Source organism: Fictibacillus nanhaiensis (assembly GCF_036213205.1).
In the GTDB taxonomy this organism is placed as follows: Bacteria; Bacillota; Bacilli; order Bacillales; family Fictibacillaceae; genus Fictibacillus; species Fictibacillus nanhaiensis_E.
Genome location: NZ_JARMFC010000006.1, coordinates 576413 through 600550, shown reverse-complemented (window position 1 = coordinate 600550; position 24138 = coordinate 576413). Strand labels below are relative to the sequence as shown.

Below are 24138 nucleotides of genomic sequence, written 5' to 3'. Positions count from 1 at the left end.
GATTATATTATGCTTCAAGCTCCAATACTGCAAGTTCGTCCTTCTTCAATGATTTTTCAGCAGAAACCGTAACAAGCATCGATCCAACGATACAAACGACAAAGTTTATCGTAAGCCCGATCACTCCGCCATGGATGCCGAACACCGTCTTATAGCCAGTTAACGTTAACAAACCTGCTACGATAGCGCCTATAAGCATTCCCCAGAATACTGGTTTAGCAGCGAGACGTTTCCAGTATAGTCCTAGAACAAACGCCGGGAATACTTGTACTAAGAGCTCAAATTTCAGGACGAAAATTTGGTAAAGTGTACCTGGTGGGTTCCATGCGATTATTAAAAGGAAGAAGATTGCGATGATCCCGCCGATTTTTCCAACCATAACTTTCTTGTATTCAGTAGCTCCAGGATTAACAAACTTACCATATACATCGTTTGATAACATCGATGAAAAACTAAGCAGAACAGAGTCTGCCGTAGAGATGATCGCCGCAACGATTCCACCAAAGAAGATAATCATCATCCAATAATAAAACCCGTTGATCGCCGCAATCTTATTTGCCATCAAACCAACTAACTGTTCAGACCCCGCTGTATCCAATCCTGGGAAGAGCATGATTCCGATGATCCCGACAACAAATACAAGGCCTGTTGTGATCGGCGGCATCCACGCCATACGAGCGAAAGACTTTTTTAACGTTCTTTCACTTTCAGCAGAATAGATACGCTGTACAGCATGCGGGTAAATGGATGCCCCGAGTCCTACAAGCACGAGCATACTGAACCAGTTCACCGACACTTCCATCTCAGGAACACCTAGTTTTGCAGGTTCATTGTCTGCGATGAACCGTGTCACTTCAGCAAAGTTCCCTCCAACCAAGTAAAGGGCACCCGCCAAGAATACGAAGATACCAATCATCAGGACAATCCCTTGCATAACATCCGTGAACGCAACGGCCTTCATACCACCCATCCACTCATAGGCAAGCATGACGAGAACGAAAACAACAACGGCAATTTCATAAGGAATTGTTCCGCCTGTCATTCCAGCAACAGCTTGTCCGATCGCGACTAGCTGCTCCAACAGATAGTTTCCTAGACCCCAAAGCATCAAGAAGATAGAAAGCAGTGTAACAGCCTTCGATTTAAAACGGAACTCCAGCCAATCCGTAGGGGTTACAAAGTTTCGACGTTTCGACACCACGTAAAGCCTTGGCGCGAACAGCAGATAGATTCCGATGATGATCGTCATGAAGGAAATCGACTGCAGCCACGAAAATCCTGTACGGTAACCAGTAGGCGCATAACCTACAATCGTGTTCCCGCTATACTGTGTGGCGTAGAGTGTGAAGAATAACGCGATGAATCCGAGATTTTTTCCAGCTAAATAGTAGCCTGATAGACTATGATGAAGATTCGTATCTCCTTTACCAGAATAATACCCTATTACGAGCATCACGATCGCGAACACACTCAAGATAATAATGCCGTCCATACCGGCAAAAACTAAATTATCCATGCTTCACATCCTCCTTCCTCTTGGCATTCTCCTCTTCATCCTCGACGATGTTCCACTGAGAGATACATAGCCAGCTTAGGTAAGCTCCCAAGATAAGTGTGAAAAAGGTAGAAATAAATGCCCAGAGCGGGAATCCGAAGACAAAAGGTTCAACCGCTCCCTTCGGAAAATACCAGGGAACGATTAAAACAACATTAATAAACAACACAATCCAGATCCATTTTTTGCGGATCGGTTCTTTCACTGACTTGGTTTTCATATCATATCCTCCTCAAAAGAAATTAAGTTCTATGGAGCTGATAATCTATGATGCAGTACAGCCTTAGATGGAAGCCTTTTCATTTCTGTCTATTGTGTAATAGATGCGGTGTTTTTCTTCAAAACTCGTAATCTTATCCTTAAATTCCAATGTTGAACCAATCTCATCAAGACCCTTTTGAAGCAGCCTTTTCCGATAAGGAGTAACCTCGAAATATGCTTCAAAACCAAGTGAATCTATCACTCTTTCACTCTCTAGATCAACGGATAACTGATATCCTCGCTTTTCATTCGTCCGCTGGAACAGCATATCCACATCATCTTCAGATAGAACAATGGGCAGGATCCCATTCTTAAAGCAGTTGTTATAAAAGATGTCTGCAAATGATGGGGCGATGATCACCCGAAAACCATAGTCAGATAGAGCCCATGGTGCATGTTCACGGGACGAGCCGCACCCGAAGTTCTTTCTTGCTAGCAGAACAGACGACCCTTGATAACGGCCCTCGTTCAGGATAAAATCTTGTCGTTCTTTTCCATCTTTAAACCGCCAATCATAGAAAAGAAACTGCCCGTAGCCTGTTCGCTCGGTTCGTTTCAGAAACTGCTTCGGAATAATCGCATCCGTATCGACGTTATCCACATCGAGCGGTACAGCGGTTCCGGTAAATGAAGTAAAAGGTTCCATTACGATCCCACCTCCTCACGTTCTTTCGTGACCCAATTCCTTACATCGACAAAATGTCCTTTGATCGCTGCCGCTGCTGCCATCTCTGGACTCACCAAGTGTGTGCGTGCACCTTTTCCTTGTCTGCCTTCAAAATTCCGGTTCGAAGTTGAAGCACAGCGCTCCCCTTCAAGCACGATATCCTCGTTCATCCCAAGGCACATGCTGCAGCCAGATTCACGCCAATCAAATCCTGCTTTTATAAAAACTTGATCCAGCCCTTCTTCTTCAGCTTGACGTTTTACCGTTTGAGAACCTGGAACTACGAGTGCATGGAGTGAATCCGCCACTCTGTAACCGCTTACGATTTTAGCCGCTTTACGAAGGTCTTCGATCCGGCTGTTCGTACACGAGCCGATGAATACTTTATCGAGTTTTATCGAGTCAAAAGGTGTTCCTGATTGAAGCCCCATATATTGAATAGCTTTTTCCGCTGCTTTTCTTTGGCTGATCGGCAAATCTTCTGGTGATGGCACAACATCTGTGATTCCGGCACCTTGACCTGGGTTCGTTCCCCACGTGACTTGAGGTACTACTTCACAAGCATCAAATTCAACGGTTTGGTCAAAAACAGCATCATCATCCGTGTACAATAACCGCCATTCTGATAAGGCTTCTTCCCATTGTTCACCTTTTGGCGCGTATTGTTTATCTTTTAGATAGTGAAACGTAACATCATCAGGCTGGATCAATCCGGCGCGTCCACCCATCTCGATCGACATGTTGCAGACCGTCATTCTCTCTTCCATGGTTAAGTTTTGAATGACTTCTCCCCTGTACTCGATCACGTGACCTGTCGCAAAGTCGTGACCATATTTACTGATGATTGAAAGAATCAAATCTTTTGCAGATGTTCCTTTTGCCAGCTCACCCGTAATGTTGATCGCGAGTGTCTTCGCCTTATCCTGTTTAAGAGTCTGTGTCGCTAAAACGTGTTCCACTTCACTCGTTCCGATTCCAAAAGCGAGTGCTCCGAACGCGCCATGTGTTGACGTATGGCTGTCTCCGCATACGATTGTCTGACCGGGTTGCGTTAGCCCGAGTTCAGGTGCAATTACATGGACGATTCCTTGATTTTCGCTCTGTAGGTCAAACAGTTGGATTCCAAACTCTCGGCAGTTTTCTTCTAATGTCTTCACCTGTTTCTTCGCCACTTCATCCCGAAACGGAAGTGAACGATCGGTTGTCGGAATGCTGTGATCCATCGTCGCCAGTGTTCGATCCGGACGACTGACAACACGGTTGTTCATCCGCAGTCCTTCAAATGCCTGTGGTGACGTTACTTCATGAATGAGGTGAAGATCGATATACAGAATAGATGGCTGATCTTCTCCTTGGTAGACCACATGCCTGTCGTAAACTTTATCGTAAAGTGTCTTCCCCACGTTCTTCTCACCCCCGATTTAGATAACGCTCGTTTCTTTTAACCTCTCGACTTCCTCTTCACTGTATCCAAGCCAGTTTCTATACACTTCATCGTTATGCTTGCCCATCACCTCTGGACCAACGTGATTCACTTTCCCTGGTGTACGGCTAAGTTTCGGCACGATTCCCGGCATCGGAAATTCACCAAGTTCTGGATGCTCCACGTTCACAATCATTTCGCGTTCTTGATAATGTGGATCTTCTAGGATTTCTTTTGCTGTATAAATGAGTCCAGACGGTACACCTTTTTCATCTAAAATCTCTAAGGCGTCTTTCGCATCGAGCGATTTCGTCCAATCCTCAATCAGCATATCGAGCACTTTCATGTTCTCGCCTCTTGCGTGATGAGTGGAGAATCTTGGGTCATCTGCAAGATACGGCTGCTCCATCGCTTCACATAATCGCCGGAACACATTATCTGCGTTGGCTCCAATCACGATATATGTCTTGTCTTTCGTAAAATAGATGTTTGATGGTGCGACACCTGGCAGGATGTTCCCCATGCGCTCCCTGATATAGCCGGCAAACAGATAATCGGGAATGAGACTTTCCATGACCGAGAAGACCGATTCATAGAGAGCCGTATCTACGACTTGCCCCACGCCTGAACGCTCTCTTTCATGCAGTGCAACTAAACAGCCGACCGTTGAAAAGAGTGCTGCGAGCGTATCACCGATTGAAACACCTATTCTTGATGGTGGACGGTCTGGGAATCCTGTCACATTCCGGAGACCTCCCATCGCTTCCCCAACACTTCCGAAACCAGCCCGATGTTTATATGGTCCCGTCTGTCCGTATCCGGAAGTCCGGACCATGATGAGCTTCGGATTGATGGCAGATAACTCTTCATAGGAAAGGTTCCATTTCTCCATCGTTCCCGGACGAAAGTTCTCGATGATTACGTCTGCGTCTTTCACCATCTCTTTTAAGATGTTCTGACCTTCTTCTACTCTCAAGTTCAGCGTGATGGACTTCTTGTTCCGTGACTGAATCGGCCACCATAGTCCAACACCGTCTTTTGACTGTCCCCAGTTTCTCATCGGATCTGATTTGCCCGGGGGTTCCACCTTGATCACTTCAGCTCCAAAGTCCGCTAACAGCCTTCCGGAAAAAGGACCGGCCAAAAGGGTTCCCAGCTCAATGACACGAATATCACCTAAAGGAAGTTGATCGGACATATTATCCCTCCGTTTGTTTTATTTTAAGAAGAATCATAATTTTCTTAATCTTTATATCAAATTAACGCTTTGTATACAAAAGGTCAATGGGTAATTTTAATTTTATTTTAAAAATGTTCTTTAAACGTTGATTTAACGTCGTTTAAATTATTTATTGTCAGAAAATTATTGCAACTTAAATTTCGTTTGTATACAATACAAATTAAGGAGTGGTACTTATGGATGCTTATAAATATATAAAAGAAGCCATTATACACGGAAAATATGAGCCTGGGATGAGGCTCGGAGAGGAATCTCTTGCGAAGGAACTAAAGCTGAGCCGAACACCGATACGAGAAGCCATCAAGCAGCTCGAGTCTGAAGGGCTAGTTACTCCGCTTAAACGCGGCGTGAGTGTGCGACATTTCACACGGGAAGACATTCAGCAAATCTATGATCTTCGTACTCTATTAGAAGGTTACGCAGCAAGCCAGGCTGCCCTTTATCGTACAGATGAGGATATCGAAAAGATGAAAGAAGCGAACGACCGTTATGAAGAGGCGATTGAACGCTATAAGGAAGCAGACTTAAACTCTATTAAAGAGATTGTTAACTTCAATCAACAGTTTCACGAAGTTATCATTTCTGCATGTAAAAACCCGCATATCTACTTTCATCTATCAAAAGTTGTCGTGGTACCGCTCGTTTTCCGTTCTTTTTATTGGTATGACGAGTTCGAGCTGAAGCGTTCATTAGAAGTTCATAAAACAATACTATCAGCAATTCAGAACCAAGATTCCGAACGTGCACGTGTTGCCATGACAGAACACATTTATCAAGGTCGAGATCAAGTACTTGCTCATTTAGAAGAAATCAAGAAAATCCATGTGTTGAAGGAGGATACTCATGATTGAAATCTGTGAAGTAGGACCACGCGACGGGTTGCAGAACGAACCAAAGCTCGTCTCTACGGAAACAAAGGTTGAACTCATCAACAAGCTCATCGACTCAGGTATACGAATCATTGAAGCCGTATCATTCGTGAACAAAAAAGTTGTTCCACAGATGGCAGACGCTGAAGACGTGATGCGTCTTGTTCCAAAACGAGATGATGTACGTTATGCAGGACTTGTATTAAGCCGATCAGGACTTGAACGCGCGCTACATACAGACGTCGACTTTCTTCATGTCGTCACAACGACTAGTGACTCTTTTAATCTACGAAATGCTAAACGAACAGTGGACCTGGCAGTTGAGGAACTGACCAAAGTTATTGAGGAAGGTGCAACATCTAAAGGAGTTGCCGGAGTTCTCGGAACAGCATTTGGTTGTCCGTTTGAAGGTGAAGTTCAGCTCTCTAAAGTTTTGAATGTTGCAGAATCATTTTTAAAAGCAGGGTGTACCGAGATCACACTTGCAGACACGACCGGTATGGGGAATCCCCTGCAGGTGCAGAACGTTGTAGCAGCTTTTCACCAAGAATTCGGAAAAGATTTGACACTCGGTCTGCACTTCCATAACACACGTGGATTAGGTTTAGCCAACATCCTTGCCGGCTATCAAGTTGGAGTAACCCGCTTTGATTCATCAATCGGTGGATTAGGAGGTTGCCCGTTTGCACCAAAAGCCGTTGGCAATGTTTGTACAGAGGATATGGTAAACATGTTTAATGGGATGAATGTGGAAACAGGAACATATCTCGAAGGTTTAGTAGAAACAGCGAAATGGTTGGAACGAAGTATGGAAAAGCAGTTGGATGGGATGGTGATGAAAGCTAATATATGATGATTTTAATAAAGCTTAAGGAATATGTATTGTTCCTTAAGCTTTTTTATAGTTACTATTATATTTAAGATAATTTCTTTAAGATTCTTATTAACAAATGTAAAGTTGGTGAAGTAATGGAAAAATAGTGGTTGGAAAAAATCACTTACATTGGTCTTTTAAAAATCGGGTTTGTCCTAACATAGATACAACACGGTATTTTCCTACAGAAAATGTGATTCTTGCCTTATCTGGAGAAGGAAATTATCCAGACAAATTAACCTACTTTACTGTTGCGGGGAAATAAAGTTCCAGGTCTCTCCCCCAGAACATTATCTGTTTTCTTATGTAACAACACACCCAAGCAACCATGTTGCAGTAGTTTGCTCTGGCAAAAAAAATTGAAGGCTGGTATGATTGGCATTTCAGTATAGATACAAACAAAGGTATTTTAACTAGACTAACACCTGCTTATTAAGGAAGAATGAGCTGTGACTAAGTGAGTAAACTACCATAAAAAATACCAATAATATCAGTATATTCAGAACTTAAGTCTCTATTTTAAAATATGATGAACAGAGTGCCCTTAAATATTCCATAAACACTCTATTAATGCACTTTTATAACTGCTATATACTTCTTTAATCCCTATACAATTTGAATAGTTCAATAAATTTATGATTAGTCCATTACTTTCACTTTATCTTCGATGAAATCAATCTCACTTTGACTTAATCCATACTTCTTGTACAATTGTTGGTCTATTGCAGAAATATTTTTTGACCAATCGATATCAGAATTATTTGTGAAATCTTGAAGTGGAATATATGCCCATTTAGAAGGTGGATTATCTTGAGTAATTTTCAGTATCCCTAATAGACATCTTAAAAATTTAGTTTTTATATATTTCATTACATTCTTTGCATCACTTTCAGTGTTAAATGCACCAATACTAATAAAAGTAGGGGTCGCTGATTCGAACGGGCGGCCAATCACCGGTGTACTTAAAATCTCTCCAAATGATCCACTGCCATTTGCCTTAGGAATAAAAACTTTCCACTTATCAATATTATTTTTTTCGGGATAACGAGCTGATGTATATTTCTTGCTTATCCATCTCCAAACTCGCTTTCCATTAATTAGCCCCAAAAGTTTATAATAATCCTCTGAATTAATAGGTACTTTTTCTTCAAAGGCATAATGAAGTGCTTCAAAAGTGGACGATTTAATTTCATATTCTTCGTTTGGACCAAGTTCCTTTACTTCGGACCGCTTTTCTTGAATGAAAAGCAATCTGTCATTTTTAGAATTTGGAAAATCTCTTAAAAACTCTTCATTGAATTTTAAATCCGATCTTCCTCCGAACATAATTGATGGTAGATTTTTTTCTAAATCCGGAGTAAAATGCGACGCGATTTTACGCAAATTTTTCTCTGGAATAAATTCATTGATTGCTCCAAATTCTTTGTTTCCATCACGATAAAGTATAACCACTCCACCTTTAATATCTGTATTAGGAAAGATTTCATTAGAGTTTTGATTATAATACTCAACCTTTAAATGCGGATCATTTAGCATCTTTTGATTCCAAGGTTTCGAAGTTAATCCGGCATTAAATAAAAAACGTGCTGGTGAAATTAAGCAGTATATCCCAGCCATTGTTTCTGATAAGTCATAAAAATACTGATAAATTGGTTCTTGTCTATTATTTACATCTGAGGCTTCCTGATATGGTGGATTACCAACAACAACATCAAATTTCACATTCTCACCTCCAAATTTAGTAAGTATTTCACTTTTTGTTTCTACTAAGTTTTTTCTAATCTTTTTTTGTAAATCATCAATATAAACCAAATTTTTAGCGAAATTCTTATTTATTTCGTAACCATTCAAAGTACGATAAGTAATAGTTCGAGCCATAGGTGTTTTATTTAATACGAAAATATTATTTTCAAGTACTTCTTGCCAAAGTTCCTTATCTTTTTTTACATACTCAGCTTTGGCCCAACTTTCACTTTCTTGCAAATGCCGACGTTGATAAATACTAAATGCCATATAAAGGGGATATAGACCTGTTTTACTATTTATTTCTAATATTTTTGCATCTTTAGCAAAAACTTCTTCTGTAATTTCACCATTATCAATTTCTCTGTATCTTGCATCACTAAGCGGCTCTCTATAAGATTCATCAAAGAAATTATAGCCTCCTAATGTTTTACCTAATTGTAAATTTACTACCCGCCATGGCGTTAAAACAGTCTCTTTATCAGGATTTTTAAATCCAGAGAAAATAGAAGTGATTTTTTCAATTCTTTCCTGATAACTTAAGTTATTAGCTGATAAAGCAGCTTGACGAATACGGTGGCCAGCTTCAACAAAAATCTCAGAATCATAGAATTTCTTGAAATTCTCAAAATCTCTTTTAGTAATTCCTTTTGGCATAAATTCTTCCCATGATACATCATCAACATTTTTCACAAAGTCATCTAGAGTAATGTCTTTATCTAAATCTAAATCCATTCCATATATCATTAACGGGATACGTATTGAGATTCCACGTAAAATAGAAATCATTTTATTGCGTTCTTTACGTAATTTTTGTTCTGCCTCAATTGCTGCTTTTTCTTCTTCACTGCGTTCTTCTTGAGGTTTACGTTTGCCTCTTTTCGCTTTTTCTTGTTCCTGTTCAGTAAGTCCATTTATATTAATGTCTATTTTGTTTGTACGCTTAGTTTGTTGTGTTTTACCTACTTTTCCACTCAACTCATTGAACAATCCTATATCTTCTTGAGTAACTTTCCATAACTCATCATTGTAAATAGAAGAATCATCAAACCCAGACAATACAGCCTTTTCAGCATATGCTTTTTTTAATTGACGCATCATAGTATCAATTGAGTATGGCTTCATTTCATGACCGGATTGCTCAAGAACAGGTAAGAAGTTAAGGAGTGTCCTTAGTTTATCTTTTTGCTCCGCAGTATTTAATGCGCCTGCTTTATGAGACATTGATACTGATTTAGCTAAAATATTTAAAGCTCTATCTGGTGCAAAGTCAAAAATATATGCTTTTTTCTTCATCCCTAGTACATTATCCGAAAAAGGAGTTTGAGATCGAAATGCGGCTTGAAGATAGTTTTGAGCACTTGTTGTATTATTTAAGAATACAACTGCATTCAGAGCAGGAATATTCACACCTGTTGTCATTTTTCTTACTGTGAGAATAATTGTTTTTGTTTCTGACGGTTTGTCAGTTATCGTAGCACGGATACGAACCATATCATCATCATTTTCACTAATAATTGCGTTATCGTTATCATTAACAATATTCAAAATTGAATATTCGCTAAAAACAGGATGATTATCAAGTAAAACTTTTAATGATTTAGCTGCAGCTCTACTTGGAAGTAACCACAAAGTATGACGAATACTTTGCCGATACTCTTTAGTAGAAAATGGATAATTAGTTTTACCATCTGACGAAATTTGGTCTAACCATTTTTTTATTGAAGTTTCGTGTACTAATTTCCCATTATCATCAACCTTAAAAAATTCAGCAAAGTCGAAATACTTATCATTATTCTGATATTTTTTATCCGTTATCATTTCAAATGTGTACATCTCAACTTCTGGCAATGTTTCATAAGGATTAACTTTATTTGGATGTTCTACAGAGAATCGAATTTTCGCTTGTTGCTCCATAATATAATCCCAAGTAAATACTTGTTCTTCACTAAATTCATCAAGAATATTAAATGGTGTACCTGACAATTCTAATATCTTAGTGTTGTCTTTCTTTAACCTTTCATAAAGCTTGGTGCCCCGCTCTGTTTTGGTCCCTTCATGGGCCTCATCGATCACAATTAGATCCCACTCAATCTCAAAAAATTCGCTGTTTTTTTTGAATTTCCCTCCTACTTCTGTAGCACCGCGAAGATCTTGAATAGAAATAAAGTAGACGAAAGAAGAATTTCCTGTGACTAGTCTCTTAAGATCTTTTTCTCCCATAGTTTTAGAAGCATATTCGTAACCTGCTTTTTCCATTTTAATTTTTTTAAAGTCATCAAACCATGAATCTGAAACGACTGGGCGGTGAGTCATAACTAAAACTTTTTTAAAATTGTTTTGTTTAATTAGCTCATAGGTAGAGAGTGTTTTCCCGAATCGCATTTTCGCATTCCAAAGTACATTTTGGTGTTTTTTGAATGCTTTAGTCGCTTGCTTAACAGCAGCCTCTTGCTCAGGACGTAAAACTATTTTTTGTGGCCCTTCCTTATTTTCAAGTTTAAGAGAGTTTCGTCCTTCTTTTACAGCTTTTATTGCAGCTTTAGCTGTTTCCAAATCTACTTGAAACCACTCAGTGCCATCTAATTCTTCTTTTTGGTTATATCCTGAACGAGTTAAAACTTCATGAACGTCTTTATCTCCAAACCAAGATTTTGTTTCTTTTATCCAAGCAAGCTCCGCCCAATCAATTCTCGCCGGAACACCAGCAGTACGCATGTAACTATTAATCCTCTTACGTGTTACAGATCTTAAAAATTCACTATTAGGTGACCAATCTTCTTCTTGGTCTTCTTCAGGAGCTGTTGTTTCCCCTATTTTTTCTGCACCTTCATACGCTGGCCATTTCCCACTACTGTTGTCAGCTGATTGAATATAGACAATTTTACGTTCTTGACTACTTTTAAATCTTTGAATAACCGTGGGTTCTATAAATTTGGTTCGTTTTATTTCCACATTGTTGTATGTGTCCATATACCAATACAAAATAACTCTTAACTGTCCTAATATCGTATAAGATAAAACCATATTTTCGCCAATCGAATAAACCTCTTTATACCTGCTACTTTTTATTTCACAAAAGTTATCTATTACTTTTTCTGGAATATCATATTTTTTTATAATTGATAATTTATCTTTAAATGATGCTCTATATGGGACTGTATCATAATTCAAAACAATTATTAATTCCGTCAATGACTCCGTTACTTTTCTCACATTTTCTATAGTATTTTCATAGTCTTGAAGTGCAAATTGTAATTCAGCTTCTGTAACAAGTTTATAGAAAGATGCTAAATCATTATCTAATTTCATGAATTCAAAGTTTGAACTTTTAAGTTGCACACTTAGTTTATCAAGCACTTCGCTCATGCTTACTTAGCCCCTTTATCAAAATATTCCATTCTGTTTGTTTCCCAGTTCATTATTTTTACTCTTTTACCAGGAATAATCATAAACTTATCTTTATTATCTTCCGAAGAATCATTTAACTCTAAATCAAAAGACATTTGAACTTCTAGCCTTCTTACTTTCTTTTCAGACAATGGTAATATATAATATGGTCCCTTTCTTTTCTTAGGTTTTCCATATTTTTTTGCAACTCCATCCATTTGGAAAATATTATAACTAATAATCTCTGCTATTCTTTTAAAAAGCCCATATAATGGTTCTTCCTGCCACTTTTCAAAGTAATAATCACGGTATGTGTATAGAAGATTTTCTCGAGCTAATAATAATGAATCCCCATTCCACTCAAATCCATAACTTGCTTGATAGGCTAATTCGACTAAACGTTGCCATTCAGCTTTATCTGAAACTTCAGCGTTTATACGTGCCAGTTTTCTATCAACAAATCCAACACGTTCACTTATTGGCACTAATTCGCCTGTTTCCATATCATAGCGAGTTGCCATGTACGGTGCTTCCCCACAAGTAATCTCAAGCCACTTCCGCTTCACATAAGTTTCTAAGTCATCATTTATATAATTATTATCGACTATATTATTCTGCTGTTTAACAACCCAAACTGGTGTAAATACTTCTGCTTTTGACTTGGTACGTTCTTTTCTAAGTTCACGAGTTTTCAAAGCACGTGCCATAATTAAGTGTCCATTTTTTCCCGTCACCAATTCTGGTTGAATTTGTGCAGTTGCAGCAAACGCTTTTAAACCCTGACTGATATAATTTTCGTTCGCCCAAATTATATTTTTATTAGTCTTTGTAGTTGATGAGGTTCTATCTATCAACAAAATATTTAAGATATCAGGCATTTGTTCACGTATGGTGTTCTTTAGATTATAAGTGAAATTAATCTCATTAATTATTTTATTATCTGCAAATGATGGCTCGCACACATTAATCTTTTCCTCCGAACTATCATAAAGCATAGTCATCTTCCTTCCAACATCCTATTAATTCAGTATTCTATAAATTTAATAGCAAAATCCGAGTATTTATCCAATTGTTTTATTATATCATAGTAGAATTTAAAAACGGTAAGCCATTGCAATTATAAATGAATAGTGATATGTGCAAAATCTTGAGTTCTATAAACTCTAAGGTTTCATAACTTTTTTTGGTAGTATGCGACACTCTATATTAAGCTTTCACAATCAAGCTGGAATGGCGGTTTCGGATATATTTCTATAGAAAAAGAACTTGTTATTAATACAAGGGAAGCGTGAATAATCTTTAAACTATACGCAGAAGGGAAGGGTCTGAAAGCTATAACTAATCAGTTAAACAAAGCAGGATATAGAAATGAAAATGGGAAAAACAGAAACACGAATGGTATTTAAAGGCAGCATTTTTTCCATTACTGGTGGCAAAGGGCATTATTTAGCTCTGATACACAAATAAACCTTAGAGAACTAATAAGTGTCTTAAAGACTTAATATCCTAAAACAGAAGATTAAAAAATGTAAATCTTATTGAGAAACTAAAAAGAGACCATCTAAATTATATGAACGGTCTCCTTCAATTTAAATTAGTCTTTACTATTACTTCTTTATAAAGAATAACTTCTACTCTCTGCTTTACCATCACTTGTGGTACGGTTCCCCTTAGTTAAACTTAAACTTATTTAAGATAAGTAATTTTTAGAATTTTTTCAACCTTGGATTAAAGTGCTGTCTCTATAAATCTGCTTTAATTCGTTTATCTTTAATCTTTATCTTTATTTTGTATAACTGTATTGTTAATTTCCTTTTTACTTAATGAACAGTTATCACAAATTGGTAATGTGTTCATCTCTTTTAAAATAATCCAGTCAGTTGGATGTAGTCGAATACCACATCTTATGCATTTTTTTGTTTTCATTTTTTTACCTCTCATCCTTTCTTTCAAAATGATAATGTAACCTAAATTCACATATTTCTTTTGTCCACTTAAAAACTAATTTATTTATAGATTCATTAAATTTAACATTGAATCTAAATAGATTTTCGTTGAACATAACCTTACCTTTTGAACTTCCACTCCATTTACTCATAGGCATTGTAGCAATTAATCTGGCAATCTTTTTTTCGTCATACTCCCACATTTGTTTAGCTGCTTTATCAAAAAAATCTATACGTCTTCTATACTTTTTTTCAGTTAAATATCTATGAAAGAAAGGAGCCAATTCTTCTGGTGTTACTGGATCTAACCAGTGATCTACACCTCTTGAGAGCATGTATTTTAGAACAACCATTTTATAACTTTTGGCCATACCGGTTTTTTCTACTTCTATTAGCCAGTCTTCCGTTTCTTTAAATGCTTCTTTTTCATGCTCAGTCAGTTCGTCAGTCCAATATAGGAAGCCTACATATGATTTAAACTCCTGTTTATATTCCTGACTTGGAGCTTTTCCTTGTAAATGTAATTCTAGATAGGTCGGTCTCCTTCCAAGTTCTCTCTTTATTTCATGATAAGCATTTAATAGCTTTTCTTTACGTGGCTGGTTCTTTGCTTGCAGCTCTTTTAATAGGTCTATAACTTGAATATCAAAATCTATTAAACATCCCTCTGGAACTGAAGGAATTATGTTCACAGGTCCTTTTCCTTTAATAAGTTCTGTATTAAATAATTGCATTTTGACATCAGCGTTTCTATAGTTACCGATTAAATCTATAATGACACAGTGTGATTTGTCGTTGTGAAGACGCAGACCTCGACCAACTTGCTGTGTAAATACAGTTAATGATTCAGTAGGTCTTACAAATAAAAGTGTATCTACGGAAGGAATATCTACTCCTTCGTTAAATAGATCTACGGTGAAGATAATATCTAATTGACCATCATTTAACTGCTGTATTGCATCTCCTCGAGAAATATCAACAGTTTTAGAATTAAGGCTAACCGCTCTTACACCTTTTGTTTTAAAATAATTTGCTAAGGTATTTGCTTGTCTTATGGATGAACAAAATGAGATTGTTCTTGTTTGTTTATGATCGACCCAACTCACGTACACCTTCTCTAGCATTTCTTCTGTTAATTGAACAGCCAACAATTCTTCTTCATCATATTTAGTTCCTAGCCAAGTTATCTGTCGATAATCAGTATCATCATATACCCCAAAATAACGGAAAGGAGCTAACCACTGTTTCTGAATAGCTTCAATAAAATGAATCTGATAAGCTACGTTTCCGTCACATATCGCATAAACATCTTTACCATCCATTCGATTAGGAGTCGCTGTTATTCCTAGTAAAAACTTTGGCTTGAAGTAATCGATGACACGTTGATAAGATTGCGCTGCAGCATGATGAAATTCATCCACAACTATTAAATCGAAGTCATCGGGAAAAAAGACTTCTAAATGCCTCTTCATTCCGAGTGTATATATAGAAGCAAATATCACATCCGCTTCTGTTTGCTTTTCTGATCCATAATAAAGGCCATACGTTTTATCAGGCATAATATGCTGGAATGATTGCTTGGCCTGTTTTAAGATTTCTTCCCTATGAGCGATGAACAAGGTCCTTTTAAAGTTTTGTGCAAACAATCCAGCTAAATAGGTCTTACCGAGTCCCGTTGCCATGACAACCATCGCTTTGTCATAGCCTTCTTCAAAGGTATTTTGAAGCAACTCTAAAGCTTCTTGTTGTGAAGGTCTTGGCGTTATTATGTATGGTGCTGCAGGATCTGCTATTGTCTGTGGTTCCTGTATAGGCTCGACCTTTGGCAATGTCATTTCTTGCTCTTCTGCTTTTGTCCATGTTCTAACTAAGTAAAGATGTTTTTGGTGATAACTCTCATATTGCAATTGATATTCTTCTAACGTTTCTTTATTAACTGGCATTGTTTGATCATGAAGAAACGTTTTTTGAAATTGATCTAATGCCTCTAAGTATGTTTCTGGACTAACACCCTCAGCTAAAGAAAGACTCCATTCCGTCCCCGTTTTAAGTGCTGATCTAGATAAATTGGATGACCCTACTATGAAATAACCATGTTCATCTGGTATATCAAAAAGATACGCCTTTGGATGAAACGATTTCCCGTTACTTTTGAACAGTCGAACGGAAATATTTGGATGGATTGTAATTAGCCTTTCAAGTGCTTCTGGTTGAGTGACAAACAGATAATCACCAGTGCAGACTTGAATCTCAGCTCCCCGTTCTACAGAAGCTTTTAAGTGTGGTGCAAGTACATCAACACCTGACTTCATTACAAAAGAAGTCAGAATGTGAATGGATCTAGCACTCTGTAAACCTTCAAGAAGTTCTTCATAGAGGTTATTTGTTACAAGTTTGATAGACTTCATTCTGTATCAATCAAGAAGATGCGTTCCTGAAATCCTCCGCGTTTTTCTGCTTTTTCCTGTCTAACTTTTTCAATCTCATAAAAATCTACTCCATGAATTTTAGCAAGTGCATACATTAACTCTAGAAGGTCAGCCAGTTCCTCTACAGCATCTTTGTCATTATCAGCTGCAGCATATTCATCTAGTTCTTCATAACATTTTTTCTTTAACTCTTTTATGTAGTCAGTTTCAGATAGAATAGTAGTGTTAAAAGATGCACCCGTTCTTTCAATGATTTCTGGAATACGGTCACGGACAAGTTTGTTGTATGTAGGCATAGCTATTACCCCTTTACATTTTCGTATATATGTTAATAGTATCAATAATCTTATACCAAAAAAAGGATTAAAATATTGACGGAAAATCAAAATAAAAAAAGTCCGAGTTATATTTAACCTCGGACTAATCCTAATAATTATGAATTATTATTGCTCTTCCTTCTATTACAATATCTATGTGTTAGTTGCGCGTTATTTAAATCCGTTCTACCACCTTCAGAATAAGGAATAACATGATCAACTTCCGCATCGTCAATAGCTAAAATTTGTTGGTGACAAAGCTGACAAGTTGGATTATTTTGAAAGAGCTGTTTTTTAATCGAATAATCAAAAATTCTTGCATCTACTGCAGTGTCTCCGATAATCTCATCTAAAACATCCAACCAAATTCTAAATCTTTTTGTAAGAACATTTTTGTCACTTGTCTTAATTTCAATTGAATTTATGAATTCTTCGTTTTGACTCATTAACTTAATTAGTCTTTCTCTTATTTGATCAGCTTTAGAGATGATTTGGTACTTATCGTAAATAACAAAGCCACACATTTGTATATCAAATAATGCCATATTAATTTTACTAGTTGACCATTTTCCATTAACATTTTCTGAATCACCTGGTATAAATCTTCTAAAGGCTTTATCTCCAAATACTAATTTCACCAAATCTACTACCTTAAGGAATCTCTTTTTATATTCTTCATACTTTTCTTTACTCATATATCTGTTATCCCGAAGTTCTTTATTACTAAATTGTTTCATACTGGGTTTATAATTTAAGTAAGTCTTTTCTGATAGTGCAAAAAACCTTAATATCATTCCCCTATAGATCATTCTATTTTTAAAATTGTCCTTTCTTACAAGCATATGGAATGTTTCATTGTTTTCTAATTCTGATAATAATTTTATGTAAGAACCTCGATAAATTGTGTTTCTAATCTCATCTTCATTTAATTTAATAGAACCTGTATTTAGCCTCTCAAAAATTTCAAATTTAATATTTTCGTGAGATTCATTCTTAATAATAATAGTATGTATCGTAGTTTTTTTAATTTTCATCTGCATTTCTTTAGGCAGGTCAATATATTGTTTTCTATTATATTCTTTTAATACTTTTAACCCCGTTAAATTAAAATCCTTGCCATCTGGTAATTTACCTTCTAAAAATGAAATAAAAGTAGTAAGTCTCTGTTGACCATCAATTACACTATACACACTATCGTTTTCCTCGGCTAAATAAATAACTGGGATTGGTACATCTAATAATACTGATTCAATTAATTTACTAGCACGGGCAGAGTCCATTACAAAATTTCTTTGGTACTCTGGCTGTAATTCAAGTTCACCATCTTGTTTCATTGCCTGAAATTCTCTAATACTAAAATCTTTGGCTTGCCAAATTAATTTTCTTTCATCAGAATTATTATTGGAGCTATTTGCCTCTGTTTCATTGCCTTCTTCATTTTCATAGAATTCTTCAACTGTTTGATTTTCTTCCTCAACTATAGTTTCTGTTGACATTTTTATACACCTCTTTAATTTAATGAATTATCCTAATATACGTTCTCTTTTTCCCGCTTTTCCCCTTCTAAAACTTTTAAGAATATTTACGAGAACTAAATACTTATAAATTATATTAAATAAAAAAAACTTATTAAATATATTTGTCACTTTTTTTCCCAGTATCTAGAGTTGCAAAGAGTTTGATGGATTTCAGTAATCGAATGCATCACTTTTCTTACTAGCAACTATTTATTAATAGTAGAGGGATTTATTCTGTCAATCCATTCATTTATATGTGCATTTAATCCATAAGCCTGCTCAATCTGCAAATTATGCCCCGCAACATCCAAAACCGAAAACGTAGCGTTAGGATACTTATCAAGTATATTGTAGACATCCTTATAACCCGTAACATGGTCCTGCCTACCTGTTATAAACACACACGGTTTCTCAAACACTTCTTGGCCAATTTTAAATTTATACCCATAAGCTTCTGAGATTTTCTCTAGAAACGCTGGATCTGCGACTTTCAATCCAACGACTACTTCATCCCTGTACCTTTTCCACGTGTATTCGTTTAACTTTACATGAATTCCTTTGAAATCTTCTCTCTCTTCTTCTGTTAGTGTAGCTAGGAATTCGTGATCAACTTCAATGTTTGTTTGTTCTGGCAATGTTCGGTCACTGTGGTTAGGCAGGATCATAGGACAGATGAATGCTGCGCCCATTACACGCTGTGGCATTTTCGCGATGATACCTCTCATCATATAACCACCATATGATTGACCTGCCAGTAAGAACGATTGGTCAGGTAATAAGGTATCAATGAACTGAATAACCGCCTCCAGCATCTCATCAGAGTTTTGAATCGTTTCATAGTCTTTCGTCTTCCCCATTCCTGGCAGGTCGAGGTAGATGCGTCTGTAAGCTTCTCTCTCTTGAAAGATCGGTTCCATGCAGCCTTTCATTAGGCGGTGGTCGGGTGAGAACCCATGGATCATCACAATCGGTGTCCCACTTCCGTATTCTTCATAATAGATGTTCGCTTTCTGTACTTGGCAATACGACATATTTCAACACTCCTTCTCTAAAGGGGGTTCTCTGTTATGGAAGAAATTCCTTCTATTTGGGATATAAACGAATATCATATAGGTGTTGTGTTAAAATGGAAAAAGAAAATAAACGGGGAGGGCTATCTCTGAAGAACTATTTGATTCGATTGTTATTTGGGATATTGACTGGCTTCGTTACGTATGGAATTCTAGTAATGTTTGATTTATATGAAGGTGAGAGTTCAAACCTAATCATAGTACTTTCTATAATATGTGGTGGATGGTTTGGGTGGTATGTGTATCGTAATTGGACCACTAAAAAACAATGAATGTAAGCAAGTGAAAGATGAAGAACTGAAGGAGCGTTTTGTTTGAAAGCTTATTTTATCCGGTTAGCGTTTAGCATCATGTCGATGGTCATCATTTATGGGATATTCTTTTTATTAGGATGGCACACGAAGAACTTTGCACCTTTCATCATTCTGCCGCTTGGTTTAGCGGGTGGTTACGGTGCGTTGTATGTGTATAAAATGATCCAAGAAGCAAAAGCGAAGGAACAATTGTAAAGAAAAAGGACAGGTCGGAAGTCATCGTCACTTCAAATCTGTTCTTTTATTTATTGAAACAGTTTTTCATAGACTGTATACGATGACACTTTGCTAACGGAAATCATGTTAAGTCAGTCCGATGAAACATCAAGCAGCGACATCAACATGTTACGTTTAATCTGATAGTGTAAACAAATGGATGTTATGCCTCCTTTCGTTTCAGCGCTCACAAACACGCTAATTAAGAATAGACTTATCGAGAGAGCATACAACCAGATTGATAGACGTGTTGTCACTATTCAACTTACTGAAACAGGCATGTTACATACAAAAGATTTGAAGAATAAGCAAGATAGATAGACGGGCAACATGACAGTTCACTTAACAAAAGAAGAAATCATTAGTCATTAATTACATATATCATTGAATCAAGGGTATTGACAAAGCAATACCTCTATTTTTTTCCGTTGTTATCATAAAATGCATAATTCTATATTATACGGGTCCATACTTAGCAATAGAAGAGATCACTTTAAGAACCTTTATATTGTGTCCCTTCTGAAAGGAGACATTTTGATGAATGTTAAAATAAATAAAAAAATGCCTATTACACAAGTTTCCTTATACGCAATTATTGTAATATGTTTTGTTTCTTCCGTCCTTTTTGTCCACAATAATAGTTCGTTTTACAAACGAACGGTGGCAAAGGTAATTAACACAGAGCTACAAGACAAACAGCAAGTAACAGATATGAATAATAACAAAGATCAACTATTTACACAGCGTATTACAGCTGAAATAAAAAATGGCAAAGACAAAGGGAAATTCGTCCAATTAACGAACGAATACTCTTCTTCTGGTGTTTATGATCAAGAATACGTGGTTGGCAACGAGTTATTTATATCAATTGATAAGCGTTCTGAACAGAAAATAACCGGATCTATCATTGATGCAAAGCGCGACAAGTATATCCTACTTGTCGGGTGGGTTTTTATCTTTACTTTACTTTTGGTTGGAAAAAAGCGAGGATTTCTCTCATTAATCAGTTTGGTGGTTAACGCTGCTTTATTGTCCATTGCATTGGATGTCTACGTACATCAATCATACAAAAGCTTGGTATTGATTTGTGGCATATTAGTTATTTTGTTTACAGTCATTTCTTTGTTACTTCTCAACGGTTTAAATGAAATGACATATGCAGCCATCACTGCGACTCTGCTAGGTATCTTTCTTACTTTGGCCGTTACTTATATGGCTATCAAATTCACAACCGGAAACGGTTTAAGATATGAAGAGATGCAGTTTTTAACTCGTCCGTACGAATTAGTATTCATGGCAGGTCTGTTGATTGGGTCACTGGGGGCTGTGATGGATGTTGCGATTACAATTTCATCATCTATCTTTGGGCTATATGAAAAGAATCACGATATCAGCTTACATGCACTAAAAAAGTCGGGGATGGATATTGGAAAGGACTTAATGGGAGCTTTAACAAACATCTTATTTTTTGTTTATGCTGCTGGATCCATCCCCTCCATGATTCTGTATCTGAAGAATGCTTCTTCATTAAATGTTACCATTTCAATGAACCTTTCTCTGGAGATTGCGAGAGCTGTGGCTGGAGGAATTGGAATTATACTAACCATCCCAATAGCTGTGTATACGTCTATTTATTTCGTACATAAAAAGAGGAAAAGAATATGAATACATTGACTTTACTATCAATTATTTTATTTGTATTGATGATACTCATTGGGGGAAACAGAGGAGTGCGGTCTTTTATTTCTTTGTTTATAAATTTTGGCATACTAATGCTTACTGTAATCCTAATGCTGGACTCCGATGTGAATCCAATGATTATTACGATTGTTTCGTGTGCCGTTATTAGTTGCATCAATCTATTTTTTATTAATGATGTGAATAGAAAAACAGGAACTGCATTTCTTTCAACTATTGTTACGATTGTTATATTACTTTTATTTATTGATTTTGTTTCAAGTGTGTCCATGACTCAAGGATTCGGTGAAGAACAATCAGATGCACTTGCTCCATTTTCCCTATTTGTTGGTGTTGATTTTGCTAAAATCGGAGCCTCTGTTGTCATTATAAGCACAATCGGCGCCATAACGGAGGTGGCGATATCCATCACTTCCTCAATGGGAGAAACATTAAAGCATCACCCTGCTATTAGCAGGAAAGAATTATTTTTGTCTGGTATGAGAATTGGAAAGGATATTCTTGGTACGGATACGAATACATTGTTTTTTGCTTTTTTTGGTGGCTATTTAGCTTTGCTGATTTGGTTTAAAGATTTACATTACACGCTCGGTGAAATCGTGAATTCTAGAATCTTTGGTTCCGAAATGATTACTATCTTTTGTGCAGGTATTGGGGTAGCACTGATAATACCGATTACGTCGTGGATTAATGCCTATTTTTCAATGAAAGCTCGAGAAAAACAGCAAAATGTAAAGCAAGAAGACATTTAGAGAGTGAGGAGGGGGCCTCTTTCCATTAACAAATTTCGTTAACTGTTATTAAAGTTCATAAGTAGTTAAAAACCAACGTCCATAAAACAACGTTGGTTTTGCTTTCTACATAGACAATCTTTCCAAATTATTGTAAAAAATGAGAAAATTTCTATTAATAAATACGATGGTAACAGATCAAATTTTTACAGTGATTGAAGCCTTAACATTAATATATGGATTAACACACCCTACTTCAGCTCTTTTATGAAGAATTATAAATCCTGCTTGTATACGATTCCATACTCTAGGTATATCTTTAAGAGGGTTAATGCTTCTCCCCAACCTGTGGCGCATTCAATGCAAGCACTTAAGTCTTTTTCTGAATTCGTATAGCCAGATTCATTAAGGATAACCAATGTACCTTCTCTATATGGTTCAAGATTAATGGTTACTGTTGAACTTTGTTCTCCTGGTGACCACTGAAACACAAATTTTTGGTTTGGAATAGCTTCAAGTATTTCATCTCCATCTTCAACCGTAACATTTTCACTACCGAAGTTTGTCCACCTCATGCGAATTTCACCAGTTCCATCTGGATTGATCTCTAAAGAAGTTTCGTCCGTAAACCAAGCATTCCAACCTTGAGCAGTTGAAATTGTACGATACACGTCTTCTACTGTTACTTTTATATAGGTTTTATGATTTATTTCTGGCATTTCTTCTATCCTCCGAACTCTTAAACATCTTTCATTATAAAAGAATTTTTATGAATTTTCCGTAGCGGTATAGGTTCATTTTTCTAAAGTTCCCGTACGCTCCAAACAATCTCTCCGCTCTCGTCCCATGTACTGTGGTGACGTTCAAATCCCAACTTTTCAAGTACTCGGAAGGATGGAGCATTCCAAGCGCGTACTGTCGACCAAAGCTTGTGTCGTCCGGTTGCAACTGCAGCATTTACGATTTCGGTTGCTGCCTCAGTCGCATAGCCATTACCATGAACTCTTTGGAACAACTCGTATGCAACCTCCGGCTCTTCAAGTGTGGAACGACCAATAATTAATCCGCAGTATCCGATATAATCACCTTCATCTCTACGACGAATAGTGAGTAAGGCAATTCCATTTTCTGTTGCTCGATTGCGTAATATGGCGATATTTTCACGAGCAGTAGCCATAGTCGGCATACCTTTGCCCCGTTCGGCAACAAGCTCCCTGTACCATGATGCATCTGAATCCTTCCACAGACTAAGGTACAGTCGCTCAGTTTCCAACTCCAATGTCATCGGTTTAAATGTAGCTGTCATCTTATGCAACTCCCTAGGCAAACAGTTTAACTAATCCACCTTGAATTTTCCTCGTTACATAGCTGCCAACGTTGATTAGTTAACTTCAACTACAAAAGTGTAAGATACTTCACCATTTGACCATTTAGCTAATACCTCATAGATGTACCGACCTTCACTAGACGGAACAGCTATTTGATTGTTTTTTAATATGACTTCTTTATCTCTATCGTTTTCATACCATTGATAAACGTAAATCTTAGGATGATCTTGAATTTCAATATAAATGTTAGTGTTCTGTTCAATACCGATGGGATTAAAAGATTCAGCAATTTGTGATGGAGATGCTGCATCGGTTTTTACGGCTTCAGTGTCTGACCCCACTTTTCTTTCCCATTTATAATTTCCTGCCGTCATTTCATACTTTTTTCCGTTAACATAAATGAATCCCGTCATAGCTGGAGGGAAATCACCATTCATATTCTCTTCTGCTTGCTGATTATTTTCCTCTGTAGCAATCGAGCACCCTGTTATGCAAAATAAGAAAATTACTATCGCAAAAAATAGATGGGTTCTTTTCAAAACATAACCTC

20 protein-coding genes are annotated in these 24138 nt (G+C 36.9%); 6 read left to right on the top strand and 14 right to left on the bottom strand.

The window, feature by feature from the left end:
* Nucleotides 1-7 precede the first annotated feature (7 nt).
* The 5 genes from P4V41_RS10135 to P4V41_RS10115 form a co-directional block, all read right to left on the bottom strand.
* The gene (locus P4V41_RS10135; protein ID WP_328084703.1) at nt 8-1516 is read right to left on the bottom strand and encodes a sodium:solute symporter family protein; all 1509 of its coding nucleotides are present in this window, start codon (nt 1514-1516) and stop codon (nt 8-10) included.
* The gene (locus tag P4V41_RS10130) at nt 1509-1775 is read right to left on the bottom strand and encodes a hypothetical protein (protein WP_328084702.1); all 267 of its coding nucleotides are present in this window, start codon (nt 1773-1775) and stop codon (nt 1509-1511) included. The genes P4V41_RS10135 and P4V41_RS10130 overlap by 8 nt, the downstream gene beginning before the upstream one ends.
* A 63-nt stretch (nt 1776-1838) precedes the next feature.
* Nucleotides 1839-2462, bottom strand: a complete 624-nt coding sequence (gene leuD / locus P4V41_RS10125; RefSeq protein WP_328084701.1) for a 3-isopropylmalate dehydratase small subunit — start codon at nt 2460-2462, stop codon at nt 1839-1841.
* A complete protein-coding gene (gene leuC / locus P4V41_RS10120; RefSeq protein ID WP_328084700.1) occupies nt 2462-3886 on the bottom strand; it encodes a 3-isopropylmalate dehydratase large subunit in 1425 nt (474 codons plus the stop codon). Before leuC ends, leuD begins: the two co-directional genes overlap by 1 nt.
* Nucleotides 3887-3904: 18 nt before the next feature.
* Entirely contained in the window at nt 3905-5104 is a 1200-nt protein-coding gene (locus tag P4V41_RS10115) for a CaiB/BaiF CoA-transferase family protein (RefSeq protein ID WP_328084699.1), read from the bottom strand.
* 218 nt (nt 5105-5322) lie between these two features.
* On the opposite strand from P4V41_RS10115, the gene P4V41_RS10110 reads away from it, so the two are divergent.
* Entirely contained in the window at nt 5323-5997 is a 675-nt protein-coding gene (locus tag P4V41_RS10110; protein ID WP_328084698.1) for a GntR family transcriptional regulator, read from the top strand.
* Nucleotides 5990-6868 (top strand): hydroxymethylglutaryl-CoA lyase, encoded by an 879-nt coding sequence (locus P4V41_RS10105; RefSeq protein WP_328084697.1) that lies wholly within the window; start codon nt 5990-5992, stop codon nt 6866-6868. The genes P4V41_RS10110 and P4V41_RS10105 overlap by 8 nt, the downstream gene beginning before the upstream one ends.
* A gap of 660 nt (nt 6869-7528) precedes the next feature.
* On the opposite strand, the gene P4V41_RS10100 is transcribed toward P4V41_RS10105, so the two are convergent.
* A complete protein-coding gene (locus P4V41_RS10100) occupies nt 7529-12001 on the bottom strand; it encodes an Eco57I restriction-modification methylase domain-containing protein (protein WP_328084696.1) in 4473 nt (1490 codons plus the stop codon).
* A gap of 2 nt (nt 12002-12003) precedes the next feature.
* Nucleotides 12004-13017 (bottom strand): restriction endonuclease, encoded by a 1014-nt coding sequence (locus P4V41_RS10095; protein WP_328084695.1) that lies wholly within the window; start codon nt 13015-13017, stop codon nt 12004-12006.
* A gap of 297 nt (nt 13018-13314) precedes the next feature.
* Between P4V41_RS10095 and P4V41_RS10090 the strand changes: the two genes are divergently transcribed.
* A complete protein-coding gene (locus P4V41_RS10090) occupies nt 13315-13428 on the top strand; it encodes a recombinase family protein (RefSeq protein ID WP_328084760.1) in 114 nt (37 codons plus the stop codon).
* A gap of 524 nt (nt 13429-13952) precedes the next feature.
* Here the strand turns inward: P4V41_RS10090 and P4V41_RS10085 are convergent.
* The 4 genes from P4V41_RS10085 to P4V41_RS10070 all read right to left on the bottom strand — a co-directional run bounded on the left by P4V41_RS10085 (nt 13953) and on the right by P4V41_RS10070 (nt 19262).
* A complete protein-coding gene (locus tag P4V41_RS10085; RefSeq protein WP_328084694.1) occupies nt 13953-16376 on the bottom strand; it encodes a DEAD/DEAH box helicase family protein in 2424 nt (807 codons plus the stop codon).
* A complete protein-coding gene (locus tag P4V41_RS10080; RefSeq protein ID WP_328084693.1) occupies nt 16373-16693 on the bottom strand; it encodes a nucleoside triphosphate pyrophosphohydrolase in 321 nt (106 codons plus the stop codon). The genes P4V41_RS10085 and P4V41_RS10080 overlap by 4 nt, the downstream gene beginning before the upstream one ends.
* Nucleotides 16694-16830: 137 nt before the next feature.
* Nucleotides 16831-18210 (bottom strand): GmrSD restriction endonuclease domain-containing protein, encoded by a 1380-nt coding sequence (locus tag P4V41_RS10075; RefSeq protein WP_328084692.1) that lies wholly within the window; start codon nt 18208-18210, stop codon nt 16831-16833.
* 227 nt (nt 18211-18437) lie between these two features.
* Nucleotides 18438-19262, bottom strand: coding sequence for an alpha/beta hydrolase (locus tag P4V41_RS10070; protein WP_328084691.1), 825 nt, complete (start codon nt 19260-19262; stop codon nt 18438-18440).
* A gap of 353 nt (nt 19263-19615) precedes the next feature.
* Here P4V41_RS10070 and P4V41_RS10065 point away from each other — a divergent pair, with 353 nt between their 5' ends.
* The 3 genes from P4V41_RS10065 to P4V41_RS10055 all read left to right on the top strand — a co-directional run bounded on the left by P4V41_RS10065 (nt 19616) and on the right by P4V41_RS10055 (nt 22281).
* On the top strand, nt 19616-19810 hold the full coding sequence (locus P4V41_RS10065; protein ID WP_144699609.1) for a hypothetical protein: 195 nt from the start codon (nt 19616-19618) through the stop codon (nt 19808-19810).
* A gap of 558 nt (nt 19811-20368) precedes the next feature.
* A complete protein-coding gene (locus P4V41_RS10060; protein WP_328084690.1) occupies nt 20369-21496 on the top strand; it encodes a YibE/F family protein in 1128 nt (375 codons plus the stop codon).
* Nucleotides 21493-22281 carry a YibE/F family protein gene (locus tag P4V41_RS10055; protein ID WP_328084689.1) on the top strand — a complete coding sequence of 263 codons (789 nt, stop codon included), beginning with the start codon at nt 21493-21495 and terminating at the stop codon, nt 22279-22281. Before P4V41_RS10060 ends, P4V41_RS10055 begins: the two co-directional genes overlap by 4 nt.
* Before the next feature lie 254 nt (nt 22282-22535).
* Here P4V41_RS10055 and P4V41_RS10050 read toward each other — a convergent pair whose 3' ends face one another.
* From P4V41_RS10050 to P4V41_RS10040, 3 genes are all read right to left on the bottom strand, one after another.
* The gene (locus P4V41_RS10050; protein WP_328084688.1) at nt 22536-22979 is read right to left on the bottom strand and encodes an SRPBCC domain-containing protein; all 444 of its coding nucleotides are present in this window, start codon (nt 22977-22979) and stop codon (nt 22536-22538) included.
* 83 nt (nt 22980-23062) lie between these two features.
* Nucleotides 23063-23566: a GNAT family N-acetyltransferase gene (locus P4V41_RS10045; protein WP_328084758.1), complete on the bottom strand. Its 504-nt coding sequence runs from the start codon at nt 23564-23566 to the stop codon at nt 23063-23065.
* A 75-nt stretch (nt 23567-23641) separates the two neighbouring features.
* On the bottom strand, nt 23642-24127 hold the full coding sequence (locus P4V41_RS10040) for a hypothetical protein (protein ID WP_328084687.1): 486 nt from the start codon (nt 24125-24127) through the stop codon (nt 23642-23644).
* Nucleotides 24128-24138 lie beyond the last annotated feature (11 nt).